Here is a 16,629-nt window from a genome sequence, read left to right on the forward strand (position 1 = left end):
CAGGGGTCATGACGGCTGTGCCCGGTCGCCCGCCTCCAGGTCCAGCCGGAACGCCTCGTTGCCCAGGCCGATCCGGGCGTGCGTCGCGGGCCGCACCCGGCGCAGCACCAGCCCGGCGACGACGCCCGCCACCGCCGCCGCCACGACGACGCCCGGCAGGATCCAGCGGAGCGCCGAGTCGGGACGGGCGCCGAGCAGCACGTCGAAGTCCTTGACGGCGTAGCAGAAGATGACGGTCAGTCCGAGCACCGCGAGCCCGGCGCAAGTCAGCCGCCCGGCCTGGGCGCGGCCCGAGCCGCGGCGGACGAAGAAGGCGATGACCGCGACCGAGGTGACGGCCATCAGCGCGATCACCCCGAGCGCGCCGATGTTGCCCATCCAGGTGAACAGCCGCAGCACCGGTGCCGTCGGGTCACCCGCGGGACGGCCGTCGGTGAACGCGAAGGCGGCCACGACGAGTACGGCCGTCCCGGTCTGGAGCAGCGAGCCGAGCGCGGGCGCGCCGGTGCCCGCCGAGGCGCGGCCGACGGCGCGGGGCAGCAGCCCCTCGCGGCCCATCGCGAAGGAGTAGCGGGCGACGACGTTGTGCAGCGCGAGCACGCAGGCGAAGATCCCGGTGACGAAGAAGACGTGCAGCAGGTCCGTGACGACGGTGCCGAGCCGGGGCTCGGCCAGCGAGAAGATCAGGCCCGCGCTCTGCTCCCTGGCGGCCGCGACCACGTTCCCCGGACCGGCCGCGACCCCGATCAGCCAGGACGTGACGGCGAAGAACACCGCGACGATGCCCACGGCCAGGAACATCACCCGGCGCACCACCGTCTGCGGCCGGTCCGTCTCCTCCGCGTACACCGGGGCCTGTTCGAAGCCGAGGAACGCGGCGACGGTGAAGCACAGCGCCGTGCCCAGTCCGGCGCCCGAGACGGTGGCCGGGTCGAAGGCGGTGAGCGACAGCCCCTCGGGTCCTGGCGAGGCGGCGAAGGCGACGTCCAGGACGAGGACGAGCAGCACCTCGGCCGCCAACAGGGCGCCCACGACGCGGGCGTTGAGGTCGATCTTGCGGACGCCGAGCACCGCCGTCACCGCGACGGCCACCAGCGCGGGCACCCACCAGGCGACGGTCACCCCCAGGTACCGCTGGAGCAGCCCCGCCACCTCGAAGCCGAGGATGCCGTACGTGCCGACCTGGAGCGCGTTGTACGAGACCAGCGCCACCCAGGCCGCGCCCGCCCCCGCCGTCCCGCCGAGCCCGCGCGCGACGTAGGCGTAGAAGGCACCTGCGTTGTGGACATGACGGCTCATCTCCGCGTAGCCGATGCCGAAGAGCGTCATGACGGTCCCGAGGATGACGTACAGGAACGGGGCGCCGACGATGCCCATCACGGCGTACGTGGTGGGCATGACGCCCGCGACGACCATCAGCGGCGCGGTGGCGGCGAGCACGGACAGCAGCAGCCCGGCCGTGCCGATCCGGCCCGCGCGCAGGGCGCGTTCCTCCCCCTTGAACGTGCTGATCCGGTCCTCGGCGCTCTCGCTGCTGCCCGTGCGCATGGCGCGCTTCCTCTCGTCTGACGTGTTCCGTACGGGCCCGGCGGGCCCCAACGGGTGCGGACGGTGCGGTCCTTCGCGGTGCTCGTGGTGCGGGGCGGTGCTGGTGGTGCGGGGCCCGGTGGCGGGTCAGGTGCCCAGGACGAGGCGGCGGGCCGCGCGGAAGGTGCGTTCCGGATCGTGCCCCGAGTAGGACCAGGGGCCGGGGGTCACGTGCGTCCCGATGCGCTGGAAGAGCGCCGCCGCCTCGGCCGTCCGGCCCTCGTGCAGCTTGGCGTGCGCGAGGAAGTTGAGGTCGACGAGGCGTCGCGGGTGGCCGTCCTCCGCGCCCCATTCGAGCCACCAGTCGAAGGCGCCGCGCACGATGTGCTCCGCGCGGCGCCCCCGCCAGTGGCAGGCCGTGGCCGGGTCGGGGTGGGCCTGCCCGGCGGCGACCAGCACCCGGAAGCGCTCCGCGTGCGCGACGACGGGCAGCTGGGTGAGCGGCGAGTCGGCCGGCACCCGGTCGGCGACGCCCTCGGCGAACTCGTAGACCCGCGCGCCCTGTTCGGCCTCGGCCGCGGTCATCAGGTGGTGCGCGTGGTGGTGGTCGGGGTGGCGGGCGCGTACCTCCGCGAAGGCGTGGGCGCACGCGGGGAGGTCGCCGGTGCGCCGGGCGAGGAGCAGCCGCGCGACCCAGGGCGTCGGATCGTCCGGCACCTGCCGCGCCGCCTCGGCGAGCAGGCCGTGCGCCTCCTCGGACGGGTGCAGCCGCCGCGCGGCCCGCCAGGCGGCGGCGCAGGCGTGCAGGACGCGCGCGTCGCCGCTGTCCGGCTCGGTGAGGCGCCAGTCGCGGGCCCACGCCTCGGCGGCCGAGAGCCCGGCGAGCGTGAGCAGGCGGTGCCCGCGGCGGTCCCAGTCGTCGCCGGTGTCCAGCAGGAGCGAGCGGACCTCGCGCCAGCGGCCCTGCGCGAGCGCGGTGCGCGCCGTGGTCAGCGGCGCGTCGTCGAGGGCCGGGTCGCACCGGGGGCGCTCCCCGCGCCGCCGGAAGGTGAGGGGAGGAGGTGGAGGAGTCATGGTCAGCCGTCACCCAACCCGGAGTGACCCGAGCACGTCAAGACGACTTTGTGAACTCCCGTCATCCCAGGTGGAGTTGACGTGAATTCAGTCCGGAACGGACGATCCGGAGCCCCTTCCGGGCGGTCCGCGCGGGCGGGATGCTGAGATGGCCCGCATGACGGAACAGAAGCGCTCGGCCGACGAACTGCTGGACATCGTGGACACCGAGGACCGGGTCACCGGACAGGCGCCGCGCGGCGAGGCGATGGCCCGCAGGCTCCGGCACCGCTGCACCTCGATCCAGGTCCGCGACCCCGAGGGCCGCATCTTCGTGCACCGGCGCACCCCGGAGAAGCTGGTGTTCCCCTCGATGTACGACGTGGTGGTGGGCGGCGTCGTCGGCGCGGGCGAGAGCTACGACGCGGGCGCGCTGCGCGAGGCCGAGGAGGAGCTGGGCGTCAGCGGGCTGCCGATGCCGGAGGAACGCTTCACGTTCCTCTTCGACACCCCCGAGTACAGCTGGTTCGTCCGCGTCTACGAGGTCGTCTGCGCCCTGCCGGTCCGGCCGCAGCCGGAGGAGGTCGCCTGGTGGGACTTCCTCCCCGAGCCCGAACTCGAACGCCGCCTCCCGCACTGGCCCGTCGTCCCCGACGGCCTCGAATCCCACCACCGCCTCCGCGCCTGGCACGGGGCGCGCCCATAGGGGCGCGGGGAACTGCGCGAAGGACCACGGCGTACGGGTGGTCCGGTGACGGCATGGAGCACCCCGCGCAGGGGCGGGCCCGAGCTGCGCTTGCCAGCCCTGCGCCTACGGCGCAGACCTCCCAAGCGGGGCGGGCCCGCGATCAGGGGCGCGGGGAACTGCGCGAAAACCCGGGCCACGACGCGCCCGCACCCGGCGACGCACCACCCGGGGCAGCACCGCACCCCGCGAAGGCGAACCGCACCCCGAGCCGTGGCAACCCCGCGACCACCGCTTACGCTCGGAGGATGATCCACCGGTTCCTGGCGACCCTCCGGCTGTGGTTCGCCCCCCACCGCATCCGCGCTGAGGGCACCACCCCCGACTACCGCTTCTCGCTCGCCAACGAGCGCACCTTCCTCGCCTGGATCCGCACCGCCCTCGCCCTCGTCGCGGGCGGCATCGCCGTGGACCAGTTCCTCACCGGCCTCCGCTGGGGCGTCCGCACCACCATCGCCGTCGCCGTCCTCGCGGGCGCCGCGCTGTGCGCGTTCCGGGCCGTGAACCACTGGATACGCTGCGAGCGCGCCATGCGCCGCGGCGAGGACCTGCCCGCCTCCCGCTTCCCCGTCCTGCTGGCCACCGCGACGGGCCTGGCCTCGATCGTCGTGATCGCCGCCGTCGCCATGGGCTGGGCGGGCAGGTGACGGGCAGCTCCCCCGTCCGGCCGCCCGGCGCCGGCGGAGCGCCGGAGCGCGACCCGGGGGCCCAGCCGGAACGCACCCGGCTGGCCTGGCGCCGTACGACCCTCACCTTCGTGGTCTCCATCGGGCTGGCCATCCGTACGGTCGTCACCGAGGGCGGCGGGACCTTCCACGTGCTGACGCTGGCCGTCGGCGTCCTGGCCTGGCTCGGCTTCCTCGCCGTGGGCCACCGGCGCATCTCCCGGATGGACGCGGCCGAACCCCCGCCGATGAGCCCGGCGCTCGCCCGGCTCGCCGCGCTGTGCACCCTGACGATGATGGTCGTGGGAGGAGTGTTGCTGTGGTGACGGATCAACGGGCCGAGCGGCCCGGACGGCTGGTGGTGGTCGCCGGGGTGTCGGGCTCGGGCAAGAGCACCGTGGGCGAGCGGCTGGCGGGACGCCTGGAGGTGCCGTACGCCGACGCGGACGCGTTCCATCCGCCGGAGAACATCGCCAAGATGTCGGCCGGTACACCGCTGACCGACGAGGACCGCCGCCCCTGGCTCGACGCCATCGCCGACTGGCTGGGCCGGCACGCGGAGCGCGGCGGCGTCGTCACCAGTTCGGCCCTGAAGCGGCGCTACCGGGACCGGCTCGCGGCCGGCGCCCCGGGCCGGGTGTTCTTCCTGCTCCTCGACGGCTCGGAGGAGCTGATCGCCCGGCGGCTGGAGCGCCGCGAGGGCCACTTCATGCCGCGCTCCCTGCTCCGCTCCCAGTTCGAGACCCTGGAGCCGCTGCAACCGGACGAGCACGGCACGTCCGTCCCCGTCGACGGCACCCCGGACGAGGTCACCACCCGCGCCCTCGCCGCCCTCGGCGCGGGCTGAACCTCCGTCACCCCCGTTTGACGCGGCCGCGAGCAGGAGCCACCCGCCCCAACCTCCCGCCCCCGCACCCCCGTTGACGCCCCGCTGACTGGCAGCAGGGCCGGGAGCGGTGACAAGGTCGTCCCATGAGTGAACATCTGTGTCATCCGATGCCGCCGTCCGCCGGAGCAGGCGCCGGGGAGCCGTACGTGCAGGAGCTGGCGCCCGGGGTGCACGCGTATGTGCAGCCCGACGGGGGCTGGTGCCTGAACAACGCGGGGTGGGTGACCGACGGGGAGAACACGCTGCTGGTCGACACCGCCGCCACCCTCCGGCGGGCGCACCGGCTGCGCGAGGCGGTGCGCGCGAGCGGGGCCCCGCTGCCGTCGGCGCTGGTCAACACGCATCACCACGGCGACCACACCTACGGCAACAGCGTCTTCGCACCGGAGGCCACCGTCATCGGGCACACCGCCTGCCGCCGGGAGACCCTGCGCGCGGGCCACCAACTGCACCAGATCTGGCCCGAGGTGGACTTCGGCGACGTCGTCGTCACCGCGCCCACCGTCACCTACCCGGACGAACTGACGGTGCACGTCGGCGAGTTGGAGGTACGGCTCATCCACCCGGGCGTCGCGCACACGCCCGGCGACACCGTGGTCTGGCTGCCGGAGCGGCGGGTCGCCTTCGCCGGGGACCTGATCTTCCACCAGGGCACCCCGTTCCTGCTGATGGGCTCCCTCGCCGGCTCCCTGCGGGCGCTGGAGCGGCTGCGCGCCCTGGACGCGCGGACGGTCGTGCCCGGGCACGGCCCGGTGACCGGCCCCGAGGTGTACGACACGACGGAGCGCTACCTGCGCTTCGTCGACGAGCTGGCCCGCGACGCGCACCCGCGCGGCCTGACCCCGCTGGAGGCGGCGCGCGGCGCCGAGCTCGGCGAGTTCGCCGAACTGGCCGAGAGCGAGCGCCTGGTGGCCAACCTGCACCGCGCGTACGCCGAGCTGGACGGCCGTCCGCCCGGCGCCGAGCTGGACATCACGGCCGCCTGGCGCGACATGGAGCTCCTGCGCGACGGCCGCCCGCTGGCCTGCCACGCGTGACGCCGGGTGAGGGGCGGCGGGCGGCGGAACCCCGGCCGCCCCCGTCCCCACGTGGCCAACTCCACACTCCCCGGGCGCCGATGCGCGCCGCACACCCCTAGACGGCCATACCGACCAGTCGGCATGATCGAGGCCGACCGGTACCCGACCGCCGGCAGCCGTCCGGCACCGCCGCCTGTCGATCTGTCCGCCGACCCACCGGAGGAGCGCGCACGATGAGTGAGGAGAACCCGCCCGGGCTCGACCTGGAGCGGCTCGCCGCCCACCTGGCCAGGGAGTGCCCCGGCCTGGTCAACGGGCCGTTGCGGGGCGAGGTGATCCAGGGCGGCCGGTCGAACCTGACCTACCGCGTGACCGACGGCACCGGCCGCTGGGTCGTGCGCCGGCCGCCGCTGGGCCACGTCCTGGCCACCGCGCACGACATGTCCCGCGAGTTCCGGGTGATCAGCGCGCTGCGCGACACGCCCGTACCGGTCCCGGAGACGGTGCTGCTGTGCCGGGACGAGGAGGTGACCGGCTCCCCGTTCTACGTGATGGAGCACGTCGAGGGGACGCCGTACCGCACGTCCGAGCAGCTGGCCGAGCTCGGCCCGGAGCGCACCGGGGCGCTGGTGCGGGCGCTGCCCGAGACGCTCGTCGCGCTGCACTCGGTGGACCCGGCCGAGGTCGGACTCGCCGACTTCGGCCGCCCCGAGGGCTTCCTGGAGCGCCAGCTGCGGCGCTGGGGCAAGCAGTTGGAGGCCTCCCGCAGCCGTGAGCTGGCGGGCATCGACGAGCTGCACCGGGCGCTCGGCGCCGCCCTGCCCCCGTCGCCCGCGCCCGCCGTCGTGCACGGCGACTTCCGGCTGGACAACGTCCTCGCGGCCGCCGACGACACCGTCGCCGCCGTGCTCGACTGGGAGATGTCCACGCTCGGCGACCCGCTCACCGACCTCGGCCTGCTCGTGATGTACAGCGAGCCGCTGGACATCCCGGGCGCGCCGATCAGCACCACAGCGGGCGCCGCGGGCCACCCCTCCCCCGGCGAGCTGATCGAGGCGTACGCGACGGCGTCCGGGCGGGACGTCAGCCACGTCCACTGGTACACCGCGTTCGCCTGGTTCAAGCTCGCGGTGATCCTGGAGGGCATCCACTACCGCTACACGCTCGGCCAGACCGTCGGCCCCGGGTTCGACCGGATCGGCACCCTCGTCCCCGTCTTCATCGACAACGGGCTCACCACACTGCGGAAGGGCTGAGGCGCACATGGACTTCGCATTCGACGCACGGACGGAAGAACTCCGCCACCAGCTGCTGACGTTCATGGACCAGCACGTCTATCCGGCGGAGGAGGTCGCGGCCGAGCAGCGCGAGGCGCAGGACGACCCCTGGCAGACCGTGCCGGTGGTCGAGGAGCTCAAGGCCGAGGCCCGCCGGAAGGGCCTGTGGAACCTCTTCCTCCCGGACCGGACGTACGGCGCGGGGCTGACGAACCTCCAGTACGCGCCGCTCGCCGAAATCCTCGGCCGCAGCCCGCAGTTGGCCCCCACCGCGCTGAACTGCGCGGCTCCCGACACCGGGAACATGGAGCTGCTGACCGAGTTCGGCAACCCCGAGCAGCGCAGGCGCTGGCTGGAGCCGCTGCTCAACGGCGAGATCCGCTCGGCGTTCGCGATGACCGAACCCGAGGTCGCCTCCTCGGACGCCACGAACATCGAGACCCGCATCCGCCGTGAGGGCGACGAGTACGTCATCTCGGGCCGCAAGTGGTACATCTCCGGTGCCATGAACCCGGACTGCCGGATCTTCATCGTGATGGGCAAGACCGACCCGGACGGCGAGGACATCCGCCGCCAGCAGTCGATGGTCCTCGTCCCGCGCGACACCCCGGGCCTGGAGGTCCGCCGCGCCATGCGGGTGTACGGCTACGAGGACCACTACCACGGCGGTCACGCGGAGGTCCGCTTCCACGACGTACGGGTGCCCGTCGGCAATCTGGTCGGCGAGGAGGGCGGCGGCTTCGCGATCGCGCAGGCCCGGCTCGGGCCCGGGCGCATCCACCACTGCATGCGGCTGATCGGCATGGCGGAGCGCGCCGTCGAGCTGATGTGCCGGCGCGCGCACGCGCGTACCGCGTTCGGCAAGCCGCTGGCCGCGCAGGGCGTGGTCCAGGAGTGGATCGCGGACGCGCGGGTCGAGATCGAGCAGCTGCGGCTGCTGGTGCTCAAGACGGCCTGGCTGATGGACACCGTGGGCAACCGCGGGGCGCACACCGAGATCCAGTCCATCAAGATCGCCACCCCGCGCGCGGTGGTCGGCATCCTCGACCGCGCGGTGCAGCTGCACGGCGCCGGGGGCGTCAGCCAGGACTACCCGCTGGCCGAGCTCTGGGCCGCGGCCCGCACCCTCCAGCTGGCCGACGGCCCGGACGAGGTGCACCAACGCTCGCTGGCCCGCCGCGAGTTGAAGAAGTACGCCTGACGGCAGAGCCGTCCCGAGGGGGCGCTCCGGGACTCCCGGGCGCCCCCTCCGCGCTCTCCACCCGCTCCCCCGGCGATGAGTTCCGCCGCGCCGCCCGGTCTCCCTTCACAGACCGGCAACCACCCGCTGGAGGAGAGCACCATGTCCGTCCCGTACACCTTCGACGTCTTCTCCACCCTCGACGGCTACGGCTCCTACCGCGCCGGCGACTGGGGCGGCTACTGGGGCAAACAGGGCCCCGAGCTCCTCGCCCGCCGCCTCGCGCTGTACGGGGAGGACCAGCGGATGGTCCTCGGCGCCCGCACCTACCGGGACTTCGTGCAGCTGCTCGGCTCGGGCGACGTGGACTCCGGCGTCGGCGACCCCTGGGTCGCCCGCATGCGGCGCCTCCCCGCGACGGTGGTCTCCACCACCCTGGACGGCCCGCTCGACTGGCCGGGCCCCGCCGACCTGGTACGCGGCGACGCCGTCGACGTCGTCTCCCGCCTCAAGGAGGAGTCCCCCGTCCCCCTCCGGTCGCACGGCAGCCTCTCGATGAACCGTGCCCTGATGGCGGCGGGCCTGGTCGACCGCGTCCAGCTCACGATCTTCCCCGTCCTCACCGGCAGAACCGGCACCGCCCCGCTCTTCCGGGACGCCGCCGACTTCGACCTCGAACTCCTCGACCACCGCACCCTCGACGGCCACACCCAGGAACTCACCTACCGGCCGACGTTGCGGCGGTGAGCCCGCTCGCCGCTTCACCCGAGATACGGGGCACCCCGGCCCTCCAGCACGTGGCCGAGGCGCAGCCGCTGGGCCGGGTGGAGCGGCAAGCCGGGCAACTCCTCCTGGCCGGCCCAGCGCAGTTCGGTGCTCTCGTCCGAGACGGCGAGTTCGCCCCCGACGACCCGGGCGGCGAACACGAACGCGAACTGGCGCCGGACCTCACCGTCGTCGTAGGCCATGACGTGGCGCGGGTCCGTGTACATCCCGACGAGTCCGGTGATCTCCACGTCGAGCCCCGTCTCCTCCTTCGTCTCCCGGACCGCCGCCTCGGGCAGCGACTCGCCCATGTCCATGCCGCCGCCCGGCAAGGCCCAGAGCCCGTTGTCGGCCCGGCGCTGGAGCAGCACCCGGCCCTCCGCGTCCGTGACCGCCGTGAGAGCCCCGGCGACAAGGGAGTTGGGCTCCGGGGCGCCCGGGTCGTCGGCGTATTCGATGCGCCCCATCGCACTCCCCTCCTGTCGGCCCGGCGGTGGGCCGCACGGTCCCGCAGCACCACCCCGGGGACGTTCTCCTCACGGCTGGATGACCACGCGCCCCGTGGTGACGCCGTCGAAGACGCGCTGGACGGCCTCGGCCGCCTCGGGGAGGGGGAGGCGTTCGCTGATCAGGGGCTTGACCGCGCCGTCGGTGGCGAGCTTGGTGAGCTCCTGGTGGCAGGCGTCGACGGCGGCCGGGTCCTTGGTGTTGTAGAGGCCCCAGTGCAGGCCGAGGATCGTGTAGTTCTTCACCAGGGCGTGGTTGAGGCCGGGGGTGGGGACGGCGCCGCCGGCGAAGCCGACGACGATCACGCGGCCCTCGAAGGCGATGCACTTGACGGACTTGGCGTACGCGTCGCCGCCCACCGGGTCGTAGACCACGTCCGCGCCCCGGCCGCCGGTGGCCTCCTTCACGGCGGCGACGATGTCGTCGGACCGCCGGTCCACCACCAGGTCGCAGCCCAGCTCCCGGGCCGTCGCCGCCTTGGCCGCGCCGCCGACGACGCCGATGACGCGCGCCCCGGCCGCCTTGCCGAGCTGGACGGCGGCGCTGCCGACGCCGCCCGCCGCCGCGTGCACCAGCAGCGTCTCGCCGGGCTGGATGCGGGCCCGGCGGTGCAGGCCGAACCAGCCGGTCTGGTAGCCGATGTGGAGCGCGGCGGCCTCGGCGTCGTCCAGCGCCTCGGGCGCGGTGCGGACGCTCGCCGCGGGGACGAGGACCTGCTCCCCGAAGGCGCCGGACGGCAGCGCGGGCTGCGCGAGCACCCGGGTGCCGGGCGCGGGCGCGCCGGGGGTGTCAGGCCCCGCGGCGAGCACCTCGCCGCACAGCTCGACGCCGGGCGTGAACGGGAACGGCGGCCGCACCTGGTACTCGCCGCGGCACAGCAGCGCGTCGGGGAAGTTGACGTTGGCCGCGCGTACGCGCAACAGCAGCTCGCCCGGGCCCGGTTCGGGCTCGGGTATGTCCTCCAGCCGCATCACCTCACGCGGTTCGCCGTTCGCGTGGACGCGCCATGCCTTCACGGTGTCTCCCTCCGCGCGCGGGGGCGTCCTCGCGTCCCCGCGCCGCTGTGGTGTGTGTCGTCCGCCGCGCCGTGGTTCCCGGCGCGGGCTACGGGCGCAGTGCCCGCATCAGCAGGTCCGCGAGGTGGTCCGCCACCTGCCGTGGGGTGAGCGGGCCCTCGGGGCGGTACCAGCTGCTGAGGTGGTGGACGGAGCCGAAGTGGTAGTCCACCACCAGGTCGGCCGGGGTCCCGTCGTGGAAGACCCCGCTCTTCTGGCCCTCTTCGATGAGGGCGCGGAAGCTCTCGTGGTAGCGGCGCCGTTCGGCCCGCACCTGCCGCTGCTTCTCCGGGCTGAGCTGGTGCATCGAGCGGAAGAAGATCATCGCGTCGTCGAGGTTCTCGATGGTGGTGACGACGACGTCCCCGGCGGCCTCGCGCACCCGCCGCTCGACGGAGCCTCCGGCCGCCGCCACCGCGTCCAGCCGCTCCTGCTGGCGGCGCAGCAGCCGGGCGTAGATCTCGTGCAGGAGATCGTCCTTGGAGCCGAAGTAGTGGTACAGGGCTCCCTTGGTGACGCCGGCGGCCTCGACTATCTCCTGCACGGAGGTGCGGTCGTAGCCGCGGTCGGCGAAGAGCCGGGTGGCGGCGGCCATCAGCCGCCTGGGCACGGGCGCGGGCGCCGCTCCCCCACCGGGTGCCGTGCCGCCGTTCCCGGGGCCCGTTCCCCCGCTGGTGCCCTCCCGGGCTCCGGTGGCCGCCATGGCCGTCACCTGCCTCTCGTTCGTGCACGCGCGCGGTGCCGGGGCCCGTGCCGCCGCCGGGCGGGGCGGCACGGGTCCGGACGGCTAGGCGCCGTGCCGCCCCGTCGCGTCGTGTCGTCCCGTCTCGCCGCGGGAACGCAGTTCCCGCCGCAGGATCTTCCCACTGGCGGTCTTGGGCAGTTCGGGCAGGATGTCGACCGCGCGCGGGTACTTGTACGCGGCGAGCCGCTCCCTGCACCAGTCGATCAGCTCGGCCCCGTCCGCCGTCCCCTCGGGGCGCAGGCTGACGTACGCCTTGACCGACTCGCCCCGGTAGCTGTCGGGGACGCCGACGACCGCCGCCTCCCGGACGGCCGGGTGGCCGTAGAGGACGTCCTCGACCTCGCGGGGCCAGACCTTGAAGCCCGAGGCGTTGATCATGTCCTTCTTGCGGTCGACGACGTACAGCCAGCCGTCCACGTCCATGAACCCGATGTCTCCGGTGCGCAGTTCGCCGTCCGGCATGCCCGCGGCCGTGGCCTCGGGGCGCCGCCAGTAGCCGGGGACGACCTGCGGCCCGCGGACGGCGATCTCCCCGTGCTCGCCGAACGGCACCGGCCTGCCCTCGTCGTCGAGGATGCGGACCAGCGCCTCCGGCGAGGGGACGCCGACGGCGAGCGTGCCCGAGACCGGGTCGACCGGCGCCTCCAGGCCCGGCGGCACGGAGGCGCAGGGCGCGGTGCACTCGGTGAGCCCGTACCCGTTGTGCACGTAACAGCCGAAGGCGGCGCGGAACTTCTCCACCAGCGCGGGCGGCACGGGCGCGCCGCCGGAGGCGAGGAAGCGGAAGGAGGAGAAGTGCTCGCGGCTCGCCTCCGGGTGCGCGGCGAGCGCCATGTACGCGGTGGACGGGCCGACGGTGGTGGCGGGCCGGTGCTCCAGGAAGGCGTCGAGGACGACGCCCGCGTCGAAGCGGTAGGCGAGCGCGAGGGTGCCCCGGTTGGCGAAGCAGGAGGCGAGCTCGCAGACCATGCCGGTGATGTGGAACAGCGGGGCGAGCGCGAACACGCAGGCGCTGTCGGGCAGTTGGAGCCCGGTGCGCTGCCGCTCGGCGTTGTGGGCGATGTTGGCGTGGGTGTTCATGGCGCCCTTGGGGCTGCCGCTGGTGCCGGAGGTGTAGCTGATCAGCGCGGTGTCCGCGCGCGTGGGCGTCCGCTCCTCCGGCGCCCGGCCGCCGCGGCGGGCGACGGTGAGCAGGTCCTCGGCGTCGTCCGCGGGCGCGGCCCGTTCGAAGGCGAGGACGCGCGCGTCGTTCCTGCTCTGGAGGTCGAGTTCGCAGGCGGTGAGCGCGATCCGGACGGGCGAGTCCCGCGCGGTGTCCCGCAGTTGGGCCGCCCAGGCCCGGTCGGCGCAGATCAGCGCGGTGACCTCGGCGTCCCGCAGGACGTGCGCCACCTCGCGCCCCTTGTACATGGGGTTGACGGGGACGGCGGTGCCGCCCGCCTTCCAGATGCCGAGCAGCGCGAGCACGAAGTGCGGGCTGTTCTGGAGGACGATCGCCGCGCGGTCGCCGGCGGCGAAGCCCTCCGCGACGAGGTGCGCGGCGACGCCGTCGGAGAGTGCGTCGGTCTCGCGGTAGCTCAGCCGTCCGTCGAAGTAGGCGAGCGCGGTGCGGTCCGGGGTGTGCTCGGCGGCCTCGCGGAAGGCGTGCAGCGCGGTTTCGTGCGGCCGGACGGGCGCGCGCTGGGCCTCGGTGTAGCGCGCGAGCCAGGGCCGGTCCTCGTAACCGCTCATATCGCGCTCCCCTCGGGGGAGCCGGCCTGCTGCGCGACGAGGGACTCCAGTTTCTGCTGGAGCCGGTTCATGCCGCCGAGCCAGGCGTCGGGGCCGGTGGCGCGGGCCGCGTAGATCTCGGCCGTCCCCTCGGTCGGCAGGACGAGGAACCGGTCCTCGGCCATCGCGGCGAACAGCGCGTCCGCGACGTCCTCGGGTTCGATGGCGGTCGGCTTGAGCACGAGGTCGCCGGCGACGCCGGTGCCGTCCAGCATGCCGGTGCGCACGCCCTGCGGGCAGACGGCGTGCACGGCGATCCCGCGGTGCCGGTAGGTGACGGAGAGCCACTCGGCGAAGGCCAGCGCCGCGTGCTTGGTGACGCTGTACGGCGCGGAGCCGACCATGGTGAGCAGCCCGGCGGCCGAGACGGTGGCGACGAACCTGCCGCCGCCCGACTCCAGCCAGTGCGGCAGGAGTTCCCGCGCGGCACGGACGTGGGACATGACGTTGACGTCCCAGGCGGCGGCCCAGTTCTCCTCGTCCGCCTCGGGCCCGCCGCCGGTCGCGATGCCGGCGTTCGCGCAGAAGGTGTCGATGCGTCCGCCGAGCGCGGCACGCGCGTCGGGCACCACCGTCGAGGCGTCGCCCGGCACGGCCACGCCCCCGATCTCCCGCGCCACGGCCTCGGCGCGTGCCGCGTCCAGGTCGTTGACGGCGACGCGGGCCCCCTCGGCGGCGAAGCGGCGGGCGAGTGCCGCGCCGATCCCGCCTCCCGCTCCGGTGACGACCACTCCGGTATCGCGCAAGGACTCCATCCCGGCTCCCCTCACCTCGGCTGCCTGCGGGCGCAGACTAACCAGTCGGTATGTGACGGGGGAAGGCCCCTGCGAACTCCCGTACGCGGAAGGCGCGATGATGTCTCCGTACCGTCCCCGCGGGCGGCCCCCGGTGAATCTCAAAGATCGCTTCTCAAACATGAGAAAGCCGCCGGAAACCTGAGAACTCCGTGAGAAAACCCCTCCATCCCACGTACTCCACGCAGTATGGGGTACCTCGCCTGACCCGGAACACCGCACGAAACGGGCGGAGCGCCGCGCGTACCGGCAGGCGCCGCGCGGCCCCCGGCGGGCGGGACGGCCGGAACCACCGGGTGACCGGGACGACAAGAAAAGGACAACCGGAAGGGATCCGATCCGGCGGCGGACACGTCACACCGCCGAGCACCGGGTCCTCTCCGTCGGAGGTGGGTTGATTGGCAGGCTTCAGAGCCCTCGCACAGCAGGTCCGCGATCCCGGCAGAGCGCCCTCGCAGCGCCGCCGCGCGCTCCGCAAGTGCCTGGAGAGATTCGCCCCTTACGGGCACCGCGCCACCTGGCAGCACCTGTGCTCGCGCACCGGCATCCACCCGGAGGACCGCGACCCCGACCCCGCGCTGCTGCTGGCCGCGCTGGAGGAGCTGGAGGAGGCCCGCGCCGTCTGGCTCGCGTACGAGGCGGAGGTGGCCGCCCGGCGCAGACGGGAGAAGCGCGCCGGGGTCAGACAGCCGACGGCCCTCGACGAGTGGCACCGGCTCACCTGGGGCGGCAGGTCGCTGCTCCGCTGCGACCCGGCCGCTCCCCCCACCCCGCGGCTCGCGGACGTGCTGCGCCGCATGATCGCCGCGGTCAACTACGGCACCGACCGCGCGACGGGGCACCACGACAGCCGCCTCGGCCGCGGCGACGCCCCGGGCCCGCGTCCGGTACGCGAGAGCCGCGGCGGATTCGACGGCCCCGCGACGGCGGGCGACGGCCGGACCGGCGCGAAGCCCGCGGGCGCCACGGCCACGGCCCGCACCGCGGCGGCCCCCGCCCCCCAGTCCCGCGCCGGCGCCAGGGGACAGCTCGGCGGCGAGGACCGCGGGCGCGGCGCGAACCCCCTCCGGGGACTGCGCGCGGGGCAGGGAGCCGTGGTCACCACACAGACCTAGTGCGAGGATTCGCCGGACGGACCCGCGAGAAGCCGCAGGGCACGAGGGAAGGACGGCGATGGCCGAGCTGCACGAGCTGACGGCGACGGAACAGGCCGCCGCGATACGCGAGGGCGCGCTGTCGCCCGTCGAGCTGACCGAGCACTACCTGGAGCGCATCGGACGGCTCGACGCGGAGGTCGGCGCGTTCGTCACCGTGACGCCCGAACTGGCCCGCGCCCAGGCCGCGGAGGCCGAGCGGGCCGCCCGGGAGGCGCGCGCGGGCGGCGGCACGGGGGAGTTGCCGCCGCTGCACGGCGTACCGGTTCCGGTGAAGGACCTCAATCAGGTTGCCGGGGTGCCCTGCACCTTCGGCTCCGAGGTCTTCGCCGGGTACGTGCCCGAGGTGGACGACCACATCGTCACGGCCCTGCGCGAGGGCGGCTCCCCGATGACGGGGAAGACCAACACCCCCGAGTTCGGCCTCCCCTGCTACACCGAGAACCGGGTCGCGCCGCCCGCGCGTACCCCGTGGGACACCAGCCGCTCGGCGGGCGGCTCCAGCGGCGGCGCGGCGGCGGCCGTGGCGGCGGGGCTGGCGCCGGTGGCGCAGGCCAGCGACGGCGGCGGCTCGATCCGCATCCCGGCCTCGGTGTGCGGGCTCGTCGGCTTCAAGCCGAGCCGCGGCAGGGTGAGTTCGGGCCCGACGCTGCACGACGTCACGGGGCTGTCCACCAGCGGCCCGATCGGCCGCACCGTCGAGGACACGGCCGCGCTGCTGGACGTCCTGGCGGGCGTGCACCCCGGTGACCCGTTCTCGGCGCCTTCGCTGCCCGAGGGCGAGACCTTCCGCGGGCACGCCCGCGCGGACCGGGCGCCCGGGCGGCTGCGGATCGCGGCGCTGACCGAGCCGCCGGTGGAGGGCGTCACGCTGCACCCCGACTGCGCGGAGGCCGGACGGCGCGCCGCCGACCTGCTGCGCGGCCTCGGCCACGAGGTGGACGAGATCAGCATCCCGGCGGACGGCACCCTGGCCGGCGCCTTCTCCCGCACCTGGTCGGTGATGGCCACGCTGCGTCCCGTCCCCGAGGAGGCCGAGGACCGGCTGATGCCGCTCAGCCGGCATCTGCGCGCGCGGGGCCGGGAGGTGACGGGCCAGGAGTTCGCGGGCGCGCTGTACGGGCTGCGGATGGCGGGCCAGGTGATCGCGGACTCGCTGATGGCGCCGGGCAGCGGCTACGACGTGCTCCTCTCGCCGACGCTGGCGCAGCCGCCGCTGCCGGTGGGCGCACTGCGGAACGAGGAGGACCCGGCCGCCGAGTTCGCCGCGCTGACCCACTTCACGCCGTTCACCGCGCTCTACAACTCCACGGGCCAGCCCGCCGTCTCGCTGCCGCTGCACTGGTCGCCCGAGGGCCTCCCGATCGGCGTGATGCTGGCCGGCCGCTACGGCGCCGACGCCCCGCTGCTCGCCCTCTCCGCCCAGGTCGAGGCAGCACAGCCGTGGCACGACCGCAAGCCGCCGGTGTGGTGAGCCTGCCTCT

General features: G+C 74.5%; 17 protein-coding genes. 10 read left to right on the plus strand and 7 right to left on the minus strand.

Features of this window, described 5'->3' with window-relative positions; all coding sequences use genetic code 11:
* Nucleotides 1-6 precede the first annotated feature (6 nt).
* The gene (locus HCC30_RS17310) at nucleotides 7-1,548 is read right to left on the minus strand and encodes an APC family permease (RefSeq protein WP_169443467.1); all 1,542 of its coding nucleotides are present in this window, start codon (nucleotides 1,546-1,548) and stop codon (nucleotides 7-9) included.
* A gap of 126 nt (nucleotides 1,549-1,674) precedes the next feature.
* The gene (locus HCC30_RS17315; RefSeq protein WP_169443468.1) at nucleotides 1,675-2,601 is read right to left on the minus strand and encodes a hypothetical protein; all 927 of its coding nucleotides are present in this window, start codon (nucleotides 2,599-2,601) and stop codon (nucleotides 1,675-1,677) included.
* 157 nt (nucleotides 2,602-2,758) lie between these two features.
* On the opposite strand from HCC30_RS17315, the gene HCC30_RS17320 reads away from it, so the two are divergent.
* The 8 genes from HCC30_RS17320 (at nucleotide 2,759) to HCC30_RS17355 (ending at nucleotide 9,102) form a co-directional block, all read left to right on the plus strand.
* Complete coding sequence (locus HCC30_RS17320) at nucleotides 2,759-3,286, plus strand: NUDIX domain-containing protein (RefSeq protein WP_169443469.1); 528 nt, start codon at nucleotides 2,759-2,761, stop codon at nucleotides 3,284-3,286.
* A gap of 287 nt (nucleotides 3,287-3,573) precedes the next feature.
* Nucleotides 3,574-3,972, plus strand: a complete 399-nt coding sequence (locus tag HCC30_RS17325) for a DUF202 domain-containing protein (protein ID WP_169443470.1) — start codon at nucleotides 3,574-3,576, stop codon at nucleotides 3,970-3,972.
* Nucleotides 3,969-4,316 (plus strand): DUF202 domain-containing protein, encoded by a 348-nt coding sequence (locus HCC30_RS17330; protein ID WP_169443471.1) that lies wholly within the window; start codon nucleotides 3,969-3,971, stop codon nucleotides 4,314-4,316. The genes HCC30_RS17325 and HCC30_RS17330 overlap by 4 nt, the downstream gene beginning before the upstream one ends.
* Nucleotides 4,313-4,837, plus strand: a complete 525-nt coding sequence (locus HCC30_RS17335; RefSeq protein WP_169443472.1) for a gluconokinase — start codon at nucleotides 4,313-4,315, stop codon at nucleotides 4,835-4,837. The genes HCC30_RS17330 and HCC30_RS17335 overlap by 4 nt, the downstream gene beginning before the upstream one ends.
* 125 nt (nucleotides 4,838-4,962) lie before the next feature.
* On the plus strand, nucleotides 4,963-5,916 hold the full coding sequence (locus HCC30_RS17340) for an MBL fold metallo-hydrolase (RefSeq protein ID WP_169443473.1): 954 nt from the start codon (nucleotides 4,963-4,965) through the stop codon (nucleotides 5,914-5,916).
* A gap of 215 nt (nucleotides 5,917-6,131) precedes the next feature.
* Complete coding sequence (locus tag HCC30_RS17345) at nucleotides 6,132-7,154, plus strand: phosphotransferase family protein (RefSeq protein WP_169443474.1); 1,023 nt, start codon at nucleotides 6,132-6,134, stop codon at nucleotides 7,152-7,154.
* Nucleotides 7,155-7,161: 7 nt separating this feature from the next.
* Nucleotides 7,162-8,376 (plus strand): acyl-CoA dehydrogenase family protein, encoded by a 1,215-nt coding sequence (locus HCC30_RS17350; RefSeq protein ID WP_169443475.1) that lies wholly within the window; start codon nucleotides 7,162-7,164, stop codon nucleotides 8,374-8,376.
* 141 nt (nucleotides 8,377-8,517) lie between these two features.
* The gene (locus HCC30_RS17355; protein ID WP_169443476.1) at nucleotides 8,518-9,102 is read left to right on the plus strand and encodes a dihydrofolate reductase family protein; all 585 of its coding nucleotides are present in this window, start codon (nucleotides 8,518-8,520) and stop codon (nucleotides 9,100-9,102) included.
* A 14-nt stretch (nucleotides 9,103-9,116) separates the two neighbouring features.
* Here the strand turns inward: HCC30_RS17355 and HCC30_RS17360 are convergent, their stop codons facing one another.
* The 5 genes from HCC30_RS17360 to HCC30_RS17380 form a co-directional block, all read right to left on the minus strand.
* Entirely contained in the window at nucleotides 9,117-9,587 is a 471-nt protein-coding gene (locus HCC30_RS17360) for an NUDIX domain-containing protein (protein WP_169443477.1), read from the minus strand.
* 69 nt (nucleotides 9,588-9,656) lie between these two features.
* Nucleotides 9,657-10,643: an NADPH:quinone oxidoreductase family protein gene (locus HCC30_RS17365; RefSeq protein ID WP_169443478.1), complete on the minus strand. Its 987-nt coding sequence runs from the start codon at nucleotides 10,641-10,643 to the stop codon at nucleotides 9,657-9,659.
* Nucleotides 10,644-10,731: 88 nt separating this feature from the next.
* Nucleotides 10,732-11,277: a TetR/AcrR family transcriptional regulator gene (locus tag HCC30_RS17370; RefSeq protein WP_240979681.1), complete on the minus strand. Its 546-nt coding sequence runs from the start codon at nucleotides 11,275-11,277 to the stop codon at nucleotides 10,732-10,734.
* Between the two features lie 192 nt (nucleotides 11,278-11,469).
* Nucleotides 11,470-13,158 (minus strand): AMP-binding protein, encoded by a 1,689-nt coding sequence (locus HCC30_RS17375; protein ID WP_169443480.1) that lies wholly within the window; start codon nucleotides 13,156-13,158, stop codon nucleotides 11,470-11,472.
* Complete coding sequence (locus HCC30_RS17380) at nucleotides 13,155-13,952, minus strand: SDR family oxidoreductase (protein ID WP_169443481.1); 798 nt, start codon at nucleotides 13,950-13,952, stop codon at nucleotides 13,155-13,157. Before HCC30_RS17380 ends, HCC30_RS17375 begins: the two co-directional genes overlap by 4 nt.
* A gap of 437 nt (nucleotides 13,953-14,389) precedes the next feature.
* Between HCC30_RS17380 and HCC30_RS28690 the strand changes: the two genes are divergently transcribed.
* Together HCC30_RS28690 and HCC30_RS17390 are read left to right on the plus strand one after the other, a co-directional pair.
* The gene (locus HCC30_RS28690; protein ID WP_240979662.1) at nucleotides 14,390-15,106 is read left to right on the plus strand and encodes a hypothetical protein; all 717 of its coding nucleotides are present in this window, start codon (nucleotides 14,390-14,392) and stop codon (nucleotides 15,104-15,106) included.
* Nucleotides 15,107-15,164: 58 nt separating this feature from the next.
* Nucleotides 15,165-16,619 carry an amidase gene (locus HCC30_RS17390; RefSeq protein WP_169443482.1) on the plus strand — a complete coding sequence of 485 codons (1,455 nt, stop codon included), beginning with the start codon at nucleotides 15,165-15,167 and terminating at the stop codon, nucleotides 16,617-16,619.
* Nucleotides 16,620-16,629 lie beyond the last annotated feature (10 nt).

This window comes from Streptomyces sp. HNM0574, from assembly GCF_012726235.1.
Taxonomy (GTDB): Bacteria; Actinomycetota; Actinomycetes; order Streptomycetales; family Streptomycetaceae; genus Streptomyces.